Source organism: Xanthomonas maliensis (assembly GCF_009192945.1).
Classification (GTDB): domain Bacteria; phylum Pseudomonadota; class Gammaproteobacteria; order Xanthomonadales; family Xanthomonadaceae; genus Xanthomonas; species Xanthomonas maliensis.
Window position 1 is genome coordinate 108,541 of the sequence record NZ_NSET01000044.1, and the last position, 17,460, is coordinate 126,000.

Here is a 17,460-nt window from a genome sequence, read left to right on the forward strand (position 1 = left end):
CACATCTTGCAATTTCAGTGGGGTGGCTGAGGGGACTCGAACCCCCGACATCTGGAATCACAATCCAGTACTCTAACCAACTGAGCTACAGCCACCACTGAAACCTGCATCCTACCGCACCGCCAATGGCGCGCCCGACAGGACTCGAACCTGTAACCGCCGGCTTAGAAGGCCGGTGCTCTATCCGGTTGAGCTACGGGCGCCCGGACCGGATGTCGCATTCCCACGCCGCCTGAAGCTCGGAGTGGTCGGGGTAGAGGGATTCGAACCCCCGACATCCTGCTCCCAAAGCAGGCGCGCTACCAGACTGCGCTATACCCCGGCGGAACGGACCCTTTCAATCCCGAAGGCTCGAAAGGTCGGCTATTTTGGGAATGATTGGACACGCTGTCAATCACCCTGCGCAAATCGAGCGATCCGCTATCCTGCACGCAACGTCTGCCGGCACGGCACACGAACGAACACATGGAGAACAGACATGCGCAGCGGCAACCCGGCTCTTCGGGAATCCACCTTCCTCGACCTCGGCTCCGGTGCGGTGGTCACCCGTGACGGCCAGGCGATGACCCTCAACGGCACCGTCAACAAGACCGGCGCGTTGTTGTTGATGGCCGTCCTTACCGCCGCCCTTGCCTGGTCGCAGTCGGTCGGTGCCGATGGCATGCTGCTGCCGACCGCACGGCTGTACATGCTCGGCGGCATGATCGGCGGCCTGATCTTCGCGCTGGCGACGATCTTCAAACCGACCTGGGCGCCGGTGACCGCACCGCTGTACGCGCTGCTGGAAGGCCTGTTCCTGGGTGCGGTTTCGGCCGTGTACGAGGCGCGCTTCAACGGCATCGTATTCCAGGCCGTGCTGCTGACCTTCGGCACGCTGTTTGCGCTGCTGTTCGCCTACCGCAGTGGACTGATCAAGGCCACCGAGAACTTCAAGCTGGGCGTGGTCGCAGCCACCGGCGGCATTGCGCTGGTGTATCTGGCCACGCTGCTGCTCGGCCTGTTCAACATCCGCATCCCCTTCATCCACGAATCCGGCCTGATCGGCATCGGCTTCAGCCTGTTCGTGGTGGTGGTGGCGGCGCTCAACCTGGTGCTGGACTTCGACTTCATCGAGACCGGCGTCGAGCAAGGCGCTCCCAAACACATGGAGTGGTACGGGGCGTTCGGCCTGATGGTCACCTTGGTCTGGCTGTACATCGAGTTCCTGCGCCTGCTGTCGAAGCTGCAGTCGCGCAACTAAGCAGGGCTTCTGATCGGGGTGCGGGATCGACCACAGCGAATCGCTCGCAGATCCAGCGTTCCAGACAAGAAAAAAGGGCGCCTAGGCGCCCTTTTTTTGTTCACCGGGTCGCTCAGAGGCGACTGGCGATCGCCTTGGCGAAGCCCATGGTGTTGCCGGTGCCGCCGAGGTCGGGGGTCAGCGAATCCTTGGCCTCGAGCGTGGCGACGATGGCATCGCGCAGGCGCTCGGCATTCTGCGGCTGGCCGATATGGTCCAGCATCTGCGCCGCGCCCAGCAGCAATGCGCAAGGATTGGCCTTGCCCTGCCCTGCGATGTCCGGTGCAGAGCCGTGCACTGCCTCGAAGATCGCCGCCTCGGTACCGATGTTCGCGCCCGGGGCCAGGCCCAGGCCGCCGACCAGACCAGCACACAGGTCGGAGATGATGTCGCCGAAAAGGTTGGTGGTGACGATGATGTCGAACTGCTCCGGACGCATCACCAGCTGCATGCAGGTGTTGTCGACGATCATTTCCTGGAATTCGATGTCCGGGTACTCGGTGGCCACGTCACGGGCAACCTTCAGGAACAGGCCGGAGGTCGACTTGATGATGTTGGCCTTGTGCACGGCGGTGACCTTCTTGCGGCCGGTGCTCTTGGCCAGCTCGAAGGCATAGCGCACGATGCGCTCGGACCCCTTGCGGGTGACCCGCGCACCGGAAACGGCCACTTCGCCATCGGCCGACACTTCCTGGCCTTCGCTCAGGTAAGCGCCCTCGGTGTTCTCGCGCACCGTGATCAGGTCCACGCCGTCGGCGAAGCGCGACTTGGTGTTCGGGAAAGACTTGGCTGGGCGCACATTGGCGTACAGGTCGAACTTGCGGCGCATGGCAACGTTGATCGAGCTGAAACCCTCGCCAACCGGCGTGGTCAACGGGCTCTTCAGCGCAACCTTGTTCTTGGTGATCGAGGCCAGGGTGGACTCGGGCAGCAGATCGCCATGCTTCTCCAGGGCGACCAGGCCGGCATCGGCGTACTCGTAGGTCAGGCCGGCCTGCAGGGCGTCGAGCACGAACAAGGTGGCGTCCATGATCTCCGGGCCGATACCGTCGCCGCGGATGACCGTGATTGTCTGCGTCATAACGTTGGGTTTCCGAACAAAGGGGGGAGCGCCAGCCGGAATGCCCGGCGCAGGAGGTTTCACCGGCAATTATGCCCGATGCCGGCAGAGCTCCCCAAACCGACCATGGTCGAAGGCCTGCCCAGCTGTCGACCTAGCGCGTGTGATGCACGTTGAGCCGAGTGCGAAGCGTCCTGAGGGAATCGCCTGCCGCACCGGCACGCTGCCACTGGCGGCGTGCCGGTGCGGCAAGCGGGCTCAGTCGTGCGCGTGCGCCGATGGCGCCGCGGCGCCGCCTTCCAACTGGTCGAGGAAATCCACCGCGCGACGCAGGTGCGGAATGACGATCGAGCCGCCAACCACCAGGCCGACCGAGAAGGTCTCGAAGAATTCCTCCCGGCTGACGCCGGCCTCCTTGCACTGGGCCACGTGATAGCTGATGCAGTCGTCGCAGCGAAGGACCAGCGATGCCACCAGCCCAAGCAGCTCCTTGGTCTTCACATCCAGCGCGCCGGCCTGGTAGGTCTGGGTGTCGAGCGCGAAGAAGCGCCGCACCACCTGGTTCGGCTCGGCCAGGATGCGCTGGTTCATCCGCTGACGGAATTCGGTGAACGCGCGGACGCGGTCCTCGCCCTCGTGCTCGCCAGCGCTCATGCCTGTCCGCCTTCGGCGCCGGCCAGCAGGGGCTCGAGCTTGCCGGCCCGGTGCATTGCCATCATGTCGTCGTAGCCGCCGACATGGACGTCGCCGACGAAGATCTGCGGCACGCTGGTGCGCTTGGCCAGGGCGACCATGCGGTCGCGCTCGGCGGGGTCCAGGTCGATCCGGATCTCGGTCCAGGTCTGGCCCTTGCTCTTGAGGAAGTTCTTGGCCGCCACGCAGTACGGGCAGATCGCGGTGGAATACAGGGTGATCCGCGGGCCGGCGGCCTGCGGTTCGGATGAATCTTGGCTCACGGGGAAACTCCGCGCTGGGTCTGAGGTCAGACAATGGTACCGGGCGACTGGAATTTCGACGTCGCCGCCGCAACACTGCGGATTAATTACCGATTCACGCCACCGCCCCGCGCTGGCGGCATGCTCCGCGCATCACCTGGGGGTCCTCTTGCGTCTGCTACCGCTCGCCACCGCACTTACGCTGGCCATCGCCATGGGCGTGGCGCCCGCGCAGGAAGCCCGGCTGCCCGATATCGGCTCGTCGGCCGGGGAACTGCTTACGCCCGCACGCCAGGCCGAGTACGGCCGGATGATGCTGGCCGAGCTGCGCAATTACGACTACGTCCTGGACGACCCACTGATCGGCGACTGGCTGCAGACCATGGGCACACGCCTGGGTGCCAACAGCGATCAGCCGCAGCAGCCATTCACCTTCTTCATGCTGCGCGAGCGCCAGATCAACGCCTTCGCCACGCTGGGCGGCTATGTCGCCGTCAACGCGGGACTGGTGCTGACCGCCGAGCGCGAAGACGAAGTGGCGGCGGTGCTGTCGCACGAAATCGCCCACGTCACGCAACAACACGTGCTGCGCGGGGTCGAGCGCGCCCAACGCGACCAGATCCCGATCCTGCTGGGCATGCTGGCGGCGGTGGTTGCCGCGCAGAAGGCCGGCGGCAACTCCAAGGGCGACGCGACCATGGCCGGCATCACCAGTGCGATGGGCCTGATGCAGCAACGCCAGATCGACTTCACCCGTTCCAACGAGGCCGAAGCCGACCGCCTGGGGATCCGCACCCTGGCCCGCAGCGGCTACGACGTGGACGCGATGGCCGGCTTCTTCGAACGCATGTCGGTGGCCATGCGCGCCAATGAGGGCGGCTACAGCGCGCCGGATTTCCTGCAGACCCACCCGGTCACCACCACCCGCATCAGCGAGGCCAAGTCACGCGCCGAGCAGATGAAGAAGAACACGGTGGTTCTGACCACCTCCGTTCCAGGCGGCACGCGCCAGGAGCGCGTGGACCCGGCCGACCCGTCGCTGTCCGAGCCGTTGAGCCGCAACGGCACGGCACTGTTCCCGTATTCGCTGCAATTGCCGGTGGATGCCCTCAGCCGCGGCGGCGACAGCCAGGAATTTCCCTGGGCCAAGGAACGCCTGCGCGTGCTCAGCGCGGCAACCCCGGACGCGGCCATCCGCGAGTACGAAAACCTGCGCCGCAGCAGCAAGACCGGACTGACCGACGCCCAGCGCTACGGACTGGCGCTGGCCAAGCTGCGCAACAGCGGTGGCAAGCCCAGCGAACCGGTGGCCGAACTGTCTGCCCTGCTGGAGGCGCATCCGGACAACCTGTGGCTGGCCCTGGGACTGAGCGAGGCGCAGTCGCGGGTCGGCCCGCGCGAGCCGGCCAACCAGCGATTCGACGCCTTGCTCAAGCGCCTGCCGAACAGCCGGGCGGTGGCGCTGACCTATGCCAGCGCATTGAACGGCCAGGCGAGCCGCGAAGCGGGCGTGCGTGCGCGCCAGGTGCTGGATCCGCTACTCCATCGCAGCAGCGACGATCCGCTGCTGCAGCAGACCTACGCCCGCGCCTGCGAGCTGTCGGGCGACACGCTCCGCGCCAGCGAGGCCTACGCCGAGGCGGCGTTCCTGAACGGGCGTCCCGAGCAGGCGCTGATCCAGCTGGAGGCGCTGAAGAAGAAGGATCTCGATTATGTGACACGTGCACGGGTGGACGCGCGGATTGCAGCGATCACCCCGACCGTGCTGGAAATGCGCCGCCAAGGCGTGCGCGATCCCGAGCTGTCACAGCGCTGACCATGTCACATTAAAGTCACAAAACCGTAGTCTACTGGCGACCATCCGAAGCCAGACGGTGTGCCCGCGTGCAGAAACGCATCTTGATCGTCGATGACGAACCCGCGATCCGCGACATGGTGGCGTTCGCGCTGCGCAAGGGCGAGTTCGAGCCTATTCATGCCGGCGACGCCCGTGAGGCCCAGACCGCGATCGCCGATCGGGTGCCCGATCTGATCCTGCTGGACTGGATGCTGCCGGGCACCAGCGGTCTGGATCTGGCACGACGCTGGCGCAAGGAGTCGCTGACCCGCGAGGTGCCGATCATCATGCTGACCGCGCGCGGCGAAGAGAACGATCGCGTCGGCGGCCTGGAAGCCGGTGTGGACGATTACGTGGTCAAGCCGTTCTCGGCGCGCGAACTGCTGGCGCGCATCCGCGCCGTGATGCGGCGTACCCGCGAGGACGACGAAGACGGCAGCGTGGCGGTCGGCAAGCTGCGCATCGACGGCGCCGCGCACCGGGTGTTCGCCGGCGACGCGCCGGTGCCGATCGGCCCGACCGAGTATCGCCTGCTGCACTTCTTCATGACCCACCCCGAGCGCGTCTACACCCGGACCCAGCTGCTGGATCACGTCTGGGGCGGCAGCGTCTACGTGGAAGAGCGCACCATCGACGTGCATATCCGCCGCCTGCGTAAGACGCTGGAACCGTTCGGGCTGGAAAACATGGTGCAGACCGTGCGCGGCTCCGGCTACCGCTTCTCGTCGGCCACCTGATGCCGCCGCTGCAAGCGGGTCGGGCCGCACGCCCTTCCGACGTCCGGTGGTAACGTCCTCCATGCCCCGACACATCCGCTCGGCCTGGCTGAAGACGCTCGGCACCTTGGTCCTGCTGCTGGCTGCCGCCACGGTGGTCGGCGTGCTCATGCAGCACGTCTGGATGGCGCTGACGTTGACCGCGCTGGGTGTGCTTGCCTGGCACTACTGGCGCCTGCGCCAGGTGCTGCAACGGCTGACCGCCCGTCAACGCGCCGAGCCAGCTGCCGGCATCGGCGCCTGGAACGAACTTGACCGCCTGCTCTACCGCAGCCAGGCGGAAATGCGCACGCGCAAACGGCGTCTGATCAACATGCTGCGCACCTATCGTGCCGCTGCGACCGCACTGCCCGATGCGGTGGTGGTGGTCGACCGCAACAGCCAGCGCGTGCAGTGGTTCAACAAGGCCGCCGGCGGCTTGCTGGGACTGCATCATCCCGGCGATATGGGGGTGTCGGTGGTGGAGCGGCTGCAACCCTTGCCGTTGGCGCATTGGCTGGCCGCCGGCCGCAACGCCGAGCCCATGCTCGACGCCGCCTCGCCGGTCGACCCGGACCTGCGCCTGAACCTGCGCCTGATTCCCTACTCGGACGACTACTGGCTGCTGGTGGCGCGCGACGTCAGCAAGCTGCTGCGACTGGAGCAGGTCCGCCGCGACTTCGTCGCCAATGTGTCGCACGAACTGCGGACGCCGTTGACCGTGGTGCACGGCTACCTGGACATGCTCGACCCGGAAGATTTTCCCGATTCGGGCCCGATGCTGGCGGAAATGCGCAAGCAATCCCAGCGCATGGCGCAATTGGTCGAAGACCTGTTGACACTGTCGCGGCTGGAATCGCAGGAAGAACTGGGCGAGGAACACGTCGCGATGGCGCCGATGCTGTCCACGCTGCGGCGCGAGGCCGAGGCCCATAGCCAGGGAAGACACACGGTCGAGGTGATCGACGAGGCCGGGGTGGATCTGCTCGGCTCCAACAAGGAACTGCACAGCGCCTTCTCCAACCTGGTGACCAATGCGGTGCGCTATACCCCCGGCGGCGGCACGGTGACCATTCGCTTCGTGCGCGAGGGCGAAGGCGCCGCGCTGGCGGTGCGCGACACCGGCTACGGCATCCCCGCCTCGCACCTGCCGCGGATCACCGAACGCTTTTACCGGGTGTCCAGCAGCCGCTCGCGCGAGAGCGGCGGAACCGGCCTGGGGCTATCGATCGTCAAGCACATCCTGGGGCTGCACCAGGCGCGCCTGGAGATCGCCAGCGAAGTCGGTCGCGGCAGTGAGTTTTCCTGTCATTTCAGCGCCGCGCGGGTCGTCCGACGCGAACCGTCCGTGCCACTGTCACGCTCGGCGTGATATGAAGACCCTGCGCGCCAGGTTGCAGGGCGCGGCCGCCAGGGACGGACACCGCCATGCCCATGTTGCGCAGACCGCAGCGTGTCATTCCTTCGTACCGTCTCGATAATCGATCCATGGGCCACGCCAAGCCAAGCCACGACATCGCCGCCACCGAGGACTTCGCCAGCGATCCGCTGCGCGACCCGGCGCTGTATCTGAACCGCGAACTGTCCCAGTTGGACTTCAACTTCCGCGTGCTGGCGCAGGCACTGGACGAGCAGGTTCCGCTGCTGGAGCGGCTGCGCTTCCTGTGCATCTCCTGCACCAACCTGGACGAATTCTTCGAGATCCGGGCGGCCACCGTGCGCCATGCGCAGGAATTCGGCCTGCCGCCGGCGCCAGACGGCATGAGCCCCACCGCCATCCTCAACGCCGTCCACGACCGCGCCGCCAAACTGGTGGAGCAGCAATACCACGCCTGGAACGAGGTGCTGCGGCCGGCGCTGGAGCAGAACGGGGTCGCGGTACTCAGCCGCACCAGTTGGACCAGCCGACAGCGGCGCTGGCTGCGCGCCTATTTCCGCAACGAGATCATGCCGGTGCTGTCCCCGCTCGGCCTGGATCCGGCGCATCCATTCCCGAAGATCCTCAACAAGACCCTCAATATCGTGGTCGTGCTCGACGGCATGGATGCCTTCGGCCGCGCCGGCCACCTGGCGATCGTGCGTGCGCCGCGCTCGTTGCCGCGCATCATCCAATTGCCGCCCAGCCTGTCGCCGAACGGGACCCAGAGTTTCGTGTTCCTGTCCTCGGTCTTGTCCGAGTTCGCCGACGAGCTGTTTCCCGGCATGCAGGTCAAGGGTTCCTACCAGTTCCGCGTCACCCGCAATTCCGAGCTGGTGGTCGACGAAGAAGAAGTGGAGAACCTGGCGCTGGCGCTGCGCGACGAGCTGGTGACGCGCGGCTATCGCCCGGCGGTGCGGCTGGAAATCGCCCAGGACTGCCCCACCCCGATCGTGCGCACGTTGCTGCAGAACTTCGGCCTGAGCGAGAACGCCGTCTACCGCATCGGCGGGCCGGTCAACCTCAGCCGCGTCAACCAGGTCTACGATCTGGTGCAGCGCCCGGAGCTGAAGTACCCGCCGTTCAATCCGCGCACGCTGCGCGACAGCGACGGCATCTTCGAGATCGTCAACAAGAACGACGTGTTGCTGCATCACCCCTTCGATGCGTTCACCGCCGTGCTGGACGTGATCCGCCAGGCCGCAGTCGACCCGAACGTGTTGGCGATCAAGCAAACCTTGTACCGCACCGGCAAGGACTCGTTGATCGTCGATGCGCTGGTGCAGGCCGCACGCAACGGCAAGGACGTCACCGTGGTGGTGGAGCTGCGCGCGCGCTTCGACGAAGAAGCCAACCTGGGCCTGGCCGACAAGCTGCAGGAGGCCGGCGTGCAGGTGGTCTATGGGGTGGTCGGCTACAAGACCCACGCCAAGATGCTGCTGATCGTGCGGCGCGAAGGGCGCAAGCTCAAACGCTACGTCCATCTGGGCACCGGCAATTACCACAGCGGCACCGCGCGCCTGTACACCGACCTGAGCCTGCTCACCGCCGACCCGGATATCGGCAACGATGTGCACCTGCTGTTCCAGCAGTTGTCCGGCCTGGCGCCGCGGATGAAACTGGACCAGTTGCTGCAATCGCCCTTCACCCTGCATGCCGGGGTGCTGCAACGTATCGAGCGCGAGACCGCATTGGCTCGCAGCGGTCGCCCCGGGCGCATCATCGCCAAGATGAACGCTCTCAACGAACCGCAGGTGGTGCGGGCGCTGTACGTGGCCTCGCAGGCCGGCGTGCAGATCGATCTGATCATCCGCGGCGCCTGCACCTTGCGTCCGGGCGTGCCCGGCGTGTCGGACAACATTCGCGTGCGCTCCATCGTCGGGCGCTTCCTGGAACACAGCCGGGTGTACTGGTTCGGCAACAACGGGGCGGCCGAACTGTATTGCGCCAGCGCCGATTGGCTGGAACGCAACCTGTTGCGCCGGGTCGAGACCTGCTTCCCGATCCGTGACCCGGACCTGGCCAAGCGTGTCTATCGCGAAGCCCTGCAGAATTACCTGGACGACAACGTCAACGCCTGGGAACTGGATGCCGAAGGCATCTACACCAGACGCTCGCCGGGTCCAGGCGAGCCGGCGCATTCGGCGCAGATGACCCTGCTCGATCGCGTGTAAACGACAATGACCGCGGCTCCTCACGGGGCCGTCGGCGCATCGGCTACCATTCGGCCCATGCCCAACGCCTCCCCCACCAATCCGCCCCTGCGCGATGGCGATTTCCTTGCCGCCATCGACCTGGGATCCAACAGTTTCCACATGGTCATCGCGCGCTACCTGATGGGGCAGCTGCGGGTGGTCGATCGCCTGCGCGAGACCGTGCGCATGGCCGATGGACTGGATGGCAAGGGCGGCCTATCCAATGAAGCGCGGCAGCGTGCGCTGGAATGCCTGGCACGTTTCGGCCAACGCATCCGCGACGTGCCATCGCTGCGCGTGCGCGCGCTGGCGACCAACACGGTGCGCCAGCTGCGCTCGCCGCAGACCTTTCTGATGCCTGCCGAAACCGCGCTTGGGCATGCCATCGAAGTGGTCAGCGGACGCGAGGAAGCGCGTCTGATCTATCTGGGCGTCGCCCATGCGCAGCCGCCCAAGCCCGATCAGCGCCGGCTGGTCATCGACATCGGCGGCGGCTCCACCGAGTTCATCATCGGCCGCGGCTTCCAGACGCTGGAGCGCGAGAGCCTGCAGGCGGGCTGCATCGCCAGCACGCGACGCTTCTTTCCCGGCGGCAAGCTGTCCAAGAAAAAATGGAAGGACGCGTTGACCGAGATCGGCGCGGAGTTCCAGCAGTTCGCCAACCAATACAAGGCACTGGGCTGGCACGAGGCGATCGGCTCATCGGGCACGCACAAGGCCATTGGCGAGATCTGCGCGGCAATGAAGCTGACCAAGGGGGCGATCACCGCCACTGCCTTGCCGGCGTTGCGCGACGAGTTGCTCAAGGCCAAACGGATCGAAGACATCCAGCTACCTGGCCTGGCAGCCGAGCGCCGGCCGATCATCGCCGGCGGCATCCTGGTGCTGGAAGCCGCCTTCCAGGCGCTGGGACTGGAGAAGCTGATGGTCAGCAAGGCGGCGATGCGCGAAGGCATCCTGTACGACATGCTCGGCCGTGGCGGCCAGAACGATCCGCGCGACAGCTCGGTGGTCGCGCTGGTGCAGCGCTATGGCATCGACGAGGTGCAGGCCGAGCGCGTGGAGGCCACCGCTTGCCGGTTGTTCGATCAGGTGTGCGAGGCCTGGCAGCTGGACGCCGACGATGCCCAGGTACTGCGCCGCGCAGCACGCCTGCACGAACTGGGATTGATGATCGCCCACAGTCAGTACCACGTGCATGGCAGTTACATCCTCGAGCACTCGGACATCGCCGGCTTTTCCCGCCAGGAGCAACAGGTGCTGGCGGCGCTGGTGCGCACGCACCGCCGCAATGTGCCCAAGACCGCCTTCGACGCCCTGCCCGACCGCCTGCTGCTGCCGACCCGGCGCAAGGCCGCGCTCTTGCGGCTGGCGGTGCTGCTGCACCGCGCGCACGAACCGGATCCGATCCCGACCCTGGAGCTCACCGCCGAAGACAATCGGCTGTCGCTGATCCTGTCGCAAAGCTGGATCGCGTCGCGCCCGCTGTTGCGCGCCGACCTGATCGGCGAAGTGGAAAGCATGGCCGGGCTGGGTATCCTCTTCAAACCCTTCGTGACCTGATCGCCCTGAGCTGAGCGGCTGACGTGATCGGCTTGACCTGACCGCAGCGTCACCGATTCCACCGCCAGCGCTGCGCCGCCGGCAAAGGCGGCGCCGGCCAATGGCCAATCGCGCGCGTGCTCTGCGAGTCTCCACAGGTGGTGTGCAGCCGTTGGCCATGCCTGCCGCGCCAGCTGCGCAGCAGGCCACGCAACGCTGGCATGCACCGCACGATGTCACCGTGGCGACTTTTCCGCGCAACATCGTTGCCATGGCCTTCCCGGAGACTTTGGCAAACGGGAGAACGGGCATGCGCTACGCGATCGTCACCGAAACCTACCCACCCGAAGTCAACGGTGTCGCGTTGACCGTGCACAGCCTGGAAACCGGGCTGCGTTCCCGCGGCCACCAGGTCGACGTGGTGCGCCCACGCCAGAGTAGCGATGTCGATCCGGCCGACACCTTGCTGGTGCGCGGCGCCTCGTTGCCGCGGTATCCAGGACTGAAGTTCGGCTTGCCCGCGACCCAACGCCTGCTCCGTCATTGGAAAAGCACGCAACCGGACGCGATCTATGTGGCCACGGAAGGCCCCTTGGGCTGGTCGGCAATGCGCGCCGCCCGCCGGCTGGGCATCCCGGTCGCCAGCGGTTTCCATACTCGCTTCGACGAGTACCTGCCCGACTATGGCGCGGCCTGGTTGCAAGGCACTGCGGTGCGCTGGATGCGGCGCTTTCATAACCAGGCGCATGCCACGCTGGTGCCGACCCGCGAATTGCAGCAATTCCTGCGTGGGCGTGGCTTCGAACATGTCCAGCTGTTGTCGCGCGCCGTCGATAGCCAGCAGTTCGATCCGCTGCGTCGCGATCCCGCCTTGCGTGCCGAGTGGGGCCTGGGCGAGGACGGCTTTGCGGCCATCTACGTCGGCCGCATCGCCAGCGAGAAGAACCTGCCGTTGGCGATCCAGGCCTTCCGACAGCTGCAGCAGGTGCGCCCGGGCGCGCGCTTCGTCTGGGTCGGCGATGGCCCCGCGCGCGCGAAGATCGCCGAAGAGAATCCGGATTTCATCTTCTGCGGCATCCAGCGCGGCGACGCACTGGCCCGCCACTTCGCAAGCGGCGATCTGTTTCTGTTTCCCAGCCGCAGCGAGACCTTCGGCAACGTGACGCTGGAAGCGATGGCCAGCGGCGTGACCGCGGTTGCCTTCGACTATGGCGCCGCGCGCGAATACCTGCGCGACGGCCACAGCGGCGCGGCGGTCGCCAGCGATGCCGACTTCATCGCCGCCACCCTGCGGTTGGCACAGGACGATGCGCTGCGCGCCCGCATGGGTGCGGCGGCGGCGCAGGACATGAAACGTCTGCACCCGGACAACGTGGTGTCGGATTTCGAAGCCTTGCTGCAAGGCATCAGTGCCACCCGGGGGACGTATGTCGTCGACGCGGCTTGAGGTATTGCGGGGCCATGAAGCGCGCTGGTGCCGGCGCGCCAACCATTGGTGTCGGCGCCACTCGGTCCGGCGCACGTTCGCCATCATCAGCCGGCTCGGCGATGGGGTGTTCTGGTACAGCCTGATGGGCCTGCTGATCCTGTCCGATGGCCTGGATGGCGTGCGCGCATCGGCGCACATGGCGGTGACCGGCGTGCTCGCATTGAGCCTGTACAAGGCGCTCAAGCGCTGGACGCGACGACCGCGTCCGTATGCGGCTGACCTGCGCATCCGCGCCTGGGTGGCGCCGCTGGACGAGTTCAGTTTCCCCTCCGGGCACACCTTGCACGCGGTGTCCTTCAGCATCGTGGCGCTGGCGCATTACCCCTGGTTGGCGCCGCTGCTGCTGCCGTTTACGCTCGGGGTGGCGTTGTCGCGGGTGGTGCTGGGTCTGCATTACCCCAGCGACGTCCTCGCGGCCACCGCGATCGGCACCCTGCTGGCCGGTCTGTCGTTGTGGTGCCTGCCGCTGCTGGGGCTGTGACCACCGCAGGCAGTGTCTGATCCGCAATCGCGGGCGCGTCGCCTGCCTGCCACGGCAAGGCGCTGCGCCACCGACGCAGACGCCGGCGGTGCATGCCGGCTCCCGTACAATGCGCCGATGACCACCCTGTTCATTTCCGACCTGCACCTGGACCCGGCCCGACCGGCGATCACCACGCTGTTCCTGGACTTCCTGCGCGACCAGGTGCCGGGCAGCGATGCGCTCTATATCCTGGGCGACTTGTTCGAGGCCTGGATTGGCGACGACACCCCCTCGACCGCAGCCGATGCGGTGGCCGAGGCGCTGCACGCTGTGGCCGCCGGCGGCGTGCCGGTGTTCTTCATGCCAGGCAACCGCGATTTCCTGGTCGGCGAAACGTATGCGCGCCGCGCCGGCTTCCGCATCCTGCCCGATCCCACCGTCATCGACCTGTACGGCCAGCCCACGCTGCTGATGCACGGCGACCTGTTGTGCACCGACGACACCGCCTACCAGGCGTTTCGCGCGCAAACCCGCGACCCGGTCTTCCAGGCGCAGTTCCTGGCCCAGCCGCTGGCTGCGCGGGTGGCCTTCGCCCAGAAGGCGCGTGCCGCCAGCCAGGCGCGCTACGCCGAGCTCCAGCAAGGGGATCAGGCAGCGCTCGAGACCATCACCGACGTGAGCCCGGCCGAAGTGGAAACCACCTTCGTGCATTACGGGCTGGACCGGATGATCCATGGCCACACCCACCGCCCCGCCATCCATACCCTGCAGGCCGGCGATCGTTCCTGCACACGCGTGGTGCTGGGCGATTGGTATACCCAGGGCTCGGTGTTGCGGGTCGACGCCGACGGCATGGCGCTGGAGCAACTGCCGGTCTGAGCCGACCGCGCTTGCGGCTGCGGCTTGTCTCCACCGCCCGCTGCATGCATGGCTACTGCAGGCTGCGCGCTCGCTCGGCGTAGTCGACGAAATCGGCGTTGACCACGTCGTACCACAGCACATGGCCATCGGCCTGGACACGGAAGCGGTCGCGCACCGGGCTGGTCTGCGGATCGCCTGGACAGCCGTCGCCATGGCGCTCGCGCACGGCGAAATCGAAACTTTGCGACGGCGTTTGCGCGTCGGACTCGGAGACGATGCGGATGCAGTCGTCCGGATAGAGCCGATCGCCGCGCACGCGGGTCTCCAGCAAGCTCAACGCACGCGCGTCGGCCGAGACCGTGGGCTCGGGCGTGCGTGCGACCTGCGCGGCCGGCTGCTGCGCCGCCGGGTCGGCAGGCGGCGGCTGCGTGCAGCCGACACTGGCCGCGACCACCAGCCATGCCAGTACCAGAGACAGAAACTTGGACATGATGCGCTCCGACGACAGACAGGCCGGCACGCGCCGGCGATGTGTGCAGTCTGCGCGATCCCGCGCCCGGGGTGGTAATGCGCTGGCCCGGCAGTTGCATGCCGGACCAACGCGGTGCGCGCTCAGCGGAAGCCGGCGATGGTCGCCTTGGTGTTCACCAGCACGCGCTGGTTGTCGGCGGTACTGGCATTGCCCATCGGCACGCCGTTGTAGCTGACGTTGGGATTGGACCAGTAGTTCAGGCGCGGGCAATTGCTGCTGCAGTTATAGGCCATGATGGTGCGCCAGCTATTGCCGTAGCGGTAGCCGTGACCGTAGGCATAAGGCGTGGTGCTGGGGTCGGTCGCACTGTCGTGGCGAGCGCTCTGCAGGTGGCCGATCTCGTGCGCAAAGCTGTAATAGCCGGTCGCGCAATCCCAGTAGACCGAGGCGAAGGCGGTTGCAGCAGTGGAGCCGATCCCCGACGCCAGCCCACAGTAACTGCTGTTGTCCAGCACGATCACGCCGACATCGGCGGTATAGCTATTGCGGCTGGTATGGATGCTGTCCATGTAGCCGTCGTTGGTCACCCGGAAGCGCTGCAGGTCGGTGCTGAAATTGCCGGTTTCGGTGTAGTTGGTGGTCTCGTAGCGCGCCAATTGCAAGGTGATGCCGACATTGCTGTTGGCATAGCCCTGGTTGGCTTCGGCCACCGCCAGTTGCACCAGCGATTGCATGTCGCCGCCATAGGCGTTCACCGCCTTGTTGGTGGCGACCACCAGCACGCGGATGGTCGCCGGGTTACCCGACGAGGCCGCAGCGGCGCTCACCCGACCATCCTCGGGCATGGCGATCTTCGGCAGCAGGCTGTACTCGGCCGGGTGCTCGGCCGGCAGACGCCGCTCGTCCACCTGCACCAGCACATGGCGGCCGTCCGCCAACGGACGCAAGCGATACAGTTTGCCGGTATAGCGGATCGTGCCGGTCACGCTGTCGCCACTGCGCACCAGGATCGCCGAATTCAACGGATCCACGCCCGACAGGGTGCGCGCACGGGTGCCCGCGCGTGGGCCAAGATTGCCGTACCAGATGCTGTTGCCGCCCTCCAAGGCCTCGGTCTTGGCCTGGGTGGCGGTGATGCGCTGGCCATCCAGTTCCAGTTCGAGCAGCGGCTCGGCGGCAGCGACCGCGCCGGCATCGAGCTGGACGATCTGCACGGTGGCAGTGGATGGCGCGGTCAACAGGCGTTGCAACGACGGCTCGGCAGCAGTCGTGCTGCTGGCTGTCCGGCTCAACGCCGGGCCGGTCTGATACAGCGGTTTGCCGGCAGCGGCGGCCGAACCGGCCAGGCACATCGCAACCAGACCGAGCGTGGTGCACATCGACTTGGACTTCATCGTCTCTCTCCAGACATGAACGCATGGGATGTGGAACACCGGGCCCCTGTCCCCGGGCCATCCATAGGGCGCGTGGCGACGGCCGCTGACAAGTCGTCGCAATGGAAAATTACAGTTCTGTGATGTTCACCATCGGATGGATGCGATTCCAGCGCGGCAATCGCTGGACCCAGCGCACATTCCATGCAATCACGCTGCGCACGCGCATCCACGCTGCGCACTGGCAAGCCAACGCGGACGTGCCAGGTGTCGGGGAAGCAAGCGAGTCCAACTGGATGCGCGACACGCGCCAGCGCCGCGCGTCCATGCAGTGAAGCTGGCGACGCGACCCGACCAGGGCCGCAGTTGCGACGACAAACGCGGCTCTCGGCGCTGGCGTCAGCCGGCCTGTGCGACCAAGCTGGCCAGTTCCTGCTCGTCGAAGCCGGCCAGCAACCGCGCTTCCAGGTTGAACGGCCCGTGCAGATAGCCGCCCGCGTACTCGGCCAGCAGCGCCTTGAAGCGCGCACGCGGCTCGATGCCGGCCTGGGCGCAGTACCAGCGGTACCAGCGCGAACCCGCCGCCACGTGCGCGACCTCCTCGCGCAGAATCAGTTCCAGCACCTCGGCGGTGTCGGCATCTCCCTGCGCGCGCAGTTTGACGATCATCGCTGGGGTCACGTCCAGGCCACGCGCCTCCAACACGCGCGGCACCAGCGCCATCCGCGCCAGGCCGTCGTGCGCGGTCTTCTCGCACATTTCCCACAGTCCATTGTGGGCGGCGAAGTCACCATAGGCGTGGCCGTAGGCCTGCAGGCGTTCGCGCAGCAACATGAAATGGCGCGACTCGTCGTCGGCCACTTGCACCCAATCGGCGTAAAAGTCGTCCGGCAGCCCGCGGAAGCGGTAGACCGCATCCCAGGCCAAGTCGATCGCGTTGAGTTCGATATGCGCAATGGCATGGATGAAGGCCGCACGCCCGTCGGCGCTGCCCAGGCCGCGGCGTGGCAGGTCGCGTGGATGCACCAGCAACGGCCGCGAGGGCCGTCCCGGCATGCCGATTGGCTGCGGCGGCGCAGCGTGCCTGTCCAACGCCAGTTCGCCGGCACGCCAGGCCGTGGCGTAGCGCTGGGTCAGCGCGACCTTCTGCACCGGATCGGCCGCTTCCAGGCAGCTGCGCGCCGCCATGAACAGATCCGGGCTCATGGCCTGCCAGCAGGCGATGGCATGTCGGCGACCACCGCGGCGCGTGCCCGCTCGCAGGGATTGTTGCGCTGACGCAGTTCGCACTGCTGGCGCTTGCCGCAGACCAGGGCGAACATCCGTGCGCGATCGCCGGCGGCTGGCGGCGCCGGCGTACCGGGGACCGCCGCGGTCGAGGGGAGTCCGCGGCCGATGCCGACTCCGGCTCCCAGCAGGCGCGCCTGTGTGGTGCGGCAGTCCACCGCATAGCTCCACTCGGCGCGGTCGCCGAGCTCCACCTGTGGTCCTACGGCTTGGCGCAGGCGCAGCAACACGATGTCCTTGCCCACCCGGGTGGCGCCGGCCAAGTCCAGCCGCTGCCCATCGGCCGGCACCGCGAATGCTGGATCCAGTGCCGCCTGTTGCTGCCAATCCAACTGCATCTCCAAGACGGTGGTCGGCGTCGACGACAGTTCGCCGGTGCGTAGGCGTGGATCGTCGACGCTGTGCACCGGCGTTTCGCCGCGATCGCAGCTGGCCAACAGCGCGAACAAAGACGCGCCGACGATCACGCCGACGCCTCTGCGCAGCAGCGCCGGC

16 protein-coding genes and 3 tRNA genes are annotated in these 17,460 nt (G+C 66.8%); 9 read left to right on the plus strand and 10 right to left on the minus strand.

From position 1 onward, the window contains the following. Positions 1-18: 18 nt before the first annotated feature. From CKY51_RS13725 to CKY51_RS13735, 3 genes are all read right to left on the minus strand, one after another. Positions 19-95: transfer RNA gene (locus tag CKY51_RS13725), tRNA-His, on the minus strand. A gap of 31 nt (positions 96-126) precedes the next feature. Beyond that, positions 127-203 (minus strand) — tRNA-Arg (locus CKY51_RS13730). A gap of 42 nt (positions 204-245) precedes the next feature. Further along, a tRNA-Pro gene (locus CKY51_RS13735) sits at positions 246-322 on the minus strand. Between the two features lie 156 nt (positions 323-478). Between CKY51_RS13735 and CKY51_RS13740 the strand changes: the two genes are divergently transcribed. After that, complete coding sequence (locus CKY51_RS13740) at positions 479-1,240, plus strand: Bax inhibitor-1/YccA family protein (RefSeq protein ID WP_022974517.1); 762 nt, start codon at positions 479-481, stop codon at positions 1,238-1,240. Positions 1,241-1,352: 112 nt separating this feature from the next. On the opposite strand, the gene CKY51_RS13745 is transcribed toward CKY51_RS13740, so the two are convergent. From CKY51_RS13745 to grxC, 3 genes are all read right to left on the minus strand, one after another. Further along, positions 1,353-2,360, minus strand: coding sequence for an isocitrate dehydrogenase (locus CKY51_RS13745; RefSeq protein ID WP_022974516.1), 1,008 nt, complete (start codon positions 2,358-2,360; stop codon positions 1,353-1,355). A 237-nt stretch (positions 2,361-2,597) separates the two neighbouring features. Continuing rightward, entirely contained in the window at positions 2,598-2,993 is a 396-nt protein-coding gene (locus tag CKY51_RS13750) for a carboxymuconolactone decarboxylase family protein (protein ID WP_022974515.1), read from the minus strand. Next, positions 2,990-3,295 carry a glutaredoxin 3 gene (grxC, locus tag CKY51_RS13755; RefSeq protein WP_022974514.1) on the minus strand — a complete coding sequence of 102 codons (306 nt, stop codon included), beginning with the start codon at positions 3,293-3,295 and terminating at the stop codon, positions 2,990-2,992. The genes CKY51_RS13750 and grxC overlap by 4 nt, the downstream gene beginning before the upstream one ends. Before the next feature lie 148 nt (positions 3,296-3,443). Here grxC and CKY51_RS13760 point away from each other — a divergent pair, with 148 nt between their 5' ends. The 8 genes from CKY51_RS13760 (at position 3,444) to lpxH (ending at position 13,851) form a co-directional block, all read left to right on the plus strand. After that, on the plus strand, positions 3,444-5,090 hold the full coding sequence (locus tag CKY51_RS13760; protein WP_022974513.1) for a M48 family metalloprotease: 1,647 nt from the start codon (positions 3,444-3,446) through the stop codon (positions 5,088-5,090). A 68-nt stretch (positions 5,091-5,158) separates the two neighbouring features. Next, the gene (gene phoB / locus CKY51_RS13765) at positions 5,159-5,848 is read left to right on the plus strand and encodes a phosphate regulon transcriptional regulator PhoB (RefSeq protein ID WP_022974512.1); all 690 of its coding nucleotides are present in this window, start codon (positions 5,159-5,161) and stop codon (positions 5,846-5,848) included. Positions 5,849-5,909: 61 nt separating this feature from the next. After that, complete coding sequence (gene phoR, locus CKY51_RS13770; protein ID WP_031340965.1) at positions 5,910-7,238, plus strand: phosphate regulon sensor histidine kinase PhoR; 1,329 nt, start codon at positions 5,910-5,912, stop codon at positions 7,236-7,238. A 116-nt stretch (positions 7,239-7,354) separates the two neighbouring features. Continuing rightward, a complete protein-coding gene (gene ppk1 / locus CKY51_RS13775) occupies positions 7,355-9,457 on the plus strand; it encodes a polyphosphate kinase 1 (RefSeq protein WP_022974510.1) in 2,103 nt (700 codons plus the stop codon). Between the two features lie 57 nt (positions 9,458-9,514). Then, entirely contained in the window at positions 9,515-11,041 is a 1,527-nt protein-coding gene (ppx, locus tag CKY51_RS13780; RefSeq protein ID WP_022974509.1) for an exopolyphosphatase, read from the plus strand. A 289-nt stretch (positions 11,042-11,330) separates the two neighbouring features. After that, a complete protein-coding gene (locus CKY51_RS13785) occupies positions 11,331-12,467 on the plus strand; it encodes a glycosyltransferase family 4 protein (RefSeq protein WP_031340964.1) in 1,137 nt (378 codons plus the stop codon). After that, positions 12,448-12,990, plus strand: coding sequence for a phosphatase PAP2 family protein (locus CKY51_RS13790; protein ID WP_022974507.1), 543 nt, complete (start codon positions 12,448-12,450; stop codon positions 12,988-12,990). The genes CKY51_RS13785 and CKY51_RS13790 overlap by 20 nt, the downstream gene beginning before the upstream one ends. Positions 12,991-13,107: 117 nt before the next feature. Then, complete coding sequence (gene lpxH, locus CKY51_RS13795; RefSeq protein WP_022974506.1) at positions 13,108-13,851, plus strand: UDP-2,3-diacylglucosamine diphosphatase; 744 nt, start codon at positions 13,108-13,110, stop codon at positions 13,849-13,851. 52 nt (positions 13,852-13,903) lie between these two features. On the opposite strand, the gene CKY51_RS13800 is transcribed toward lpxH, so the two are convergent. The 4 genes from CKY51_RS13800 to CKY51_RS13815 all read right to left on the minus strand — a co-directional run bounded on the left by CKY51_RS13800 (position 13,904) and on the right by CKY51_RS13815 (position 17,432). Then, positions 13,904-14,323, minus strand: a complete 420-nt coding sequence (locus CKY51_RS13800) for a hypothetical protein (RefSeq protein WP_152249368.1) — start codon at positions 14,321-14,323, stop codon at positions 13,904-13,906. 122 nt (positions 14,324-14,445) lie between these two features. Beyond that, complete coding sequence (locus CKY51_RS13805; RefSeq protein WP_152249369.1) at positions 14,446-15,699, minus strand: zinc-dependent metalloprotease; 1,254 nt, start codon at positions 15,697-15,699, stop codon at positions 14,446-14,448. Between the two features lie 378 nt (positions 15,700-16,077). Next, positions 16,078-16,884 carry a ferritin-like domain-containing protein gene (locus CKY51_RS13810; RefSeq protein WP_022974502.1) on the minus strand — a complete coding sequence of 269 codons (807 nt, stop codon included), beginning with the start codon at positions 16,882-16,884 and terminating at the stop codon, positions 16,078-16,080. Beyond that, positions 16,881-17,432 (minus strand): hypothetical protein, encoded by a 552-nt coding sequence (locus tag CKY51_RS13815; protein ID WP_155975927.1) that lies wholly within the window; start codon positions 17,430-17,432, stop codon positions 16,881-16,883. Before CKY51_RS13815 ends, CKY51_RS13810 begins: the two co-directional genes overlap by 4 nt. Positions 17,433-17,460: the final 28 nt, after the last annotated feature.

Coding starts and splice junctions, on each gene's coding strand:
- ppk1 (WP_022974510.1), top strand. CDS start 7,355: ATGGGCCACGCCAAGCCAAGCCACGACATCGCCGCCACCGAGGACTTC.
- CKY51_RS13740 (WP_022974517.1), top strand. CDS start 479: ATGCGCAGCGGCAACCCGGCTCTTCGGGAATCCACCTTCCTCGACCTC.
- lpxH (WP_022974506.1), top strand. CDS start 13,108: ATGACCACCCTGTTCATTTCCGACCTGCACCTGGACCCGGCCCGACCG.
- CKY51_RS13785 (WP_031340964.1), top strand. CDS start 11,331: ATGCGCTACGCGATCGTCACCGAAACCTACCCACCCGAAGTCAACGGT.
- CKY51_RS13800 (WP_152249368.1), bottom strand. CDS start 14,323: ATGTCCAAGTTTCTGTCTCTGGTACTGGCATGGCTGGTGGTCGCGGCC.
- CKY51_RS13790 (WP_022974507.1), top strand. CDS start 12,448: ATGTCGTCGACGCGGCTTGAGGTATTGCGGGGCCATGAAGCGCGCTGG.
- CKY51_RS13810 (WP_022974502.1), bottom strand. CDS start 16,884: ATGAGCCCGGATCTGTTCATGGCGGCGCGCAGCTGCCTGGAAGCGGCC.
- CKY51_RS13750 (WP_022974515.1), bottom strand. CDS start 2,993: ATGAGCGCTGGCGAGCACGAGGGCGAGGACCGCGTCCGCGCGTTCACC.
- CKY51_RS13805 (WP_152249369.1), bottom strand. CDS start 15,699: ATGAAGTCCAAGTCGATGTGCACCACGCTCGGTCTGGTTGCGATGTGC.
- CKY51_RS13745 (WP_022974516.1), bottom strand. CDS start 2,360: ATGACGCAGACAATCACGGTCATCCGCGGCGACGGTATCGGCCCGGAG.
- ppx (WP_022974509.1), top strand. CDS start 9,515: ATGCCCAACGCCTCCCCCACCAATCCGCCCCTGCGCGATGGCGATTTC.
- phoR (WP_031340965.1), top strand. CDS start 5,910: ATGCCCCGACACATCCGCTCGGCCTGGCTGAAGACGCTCGGCACCTTG.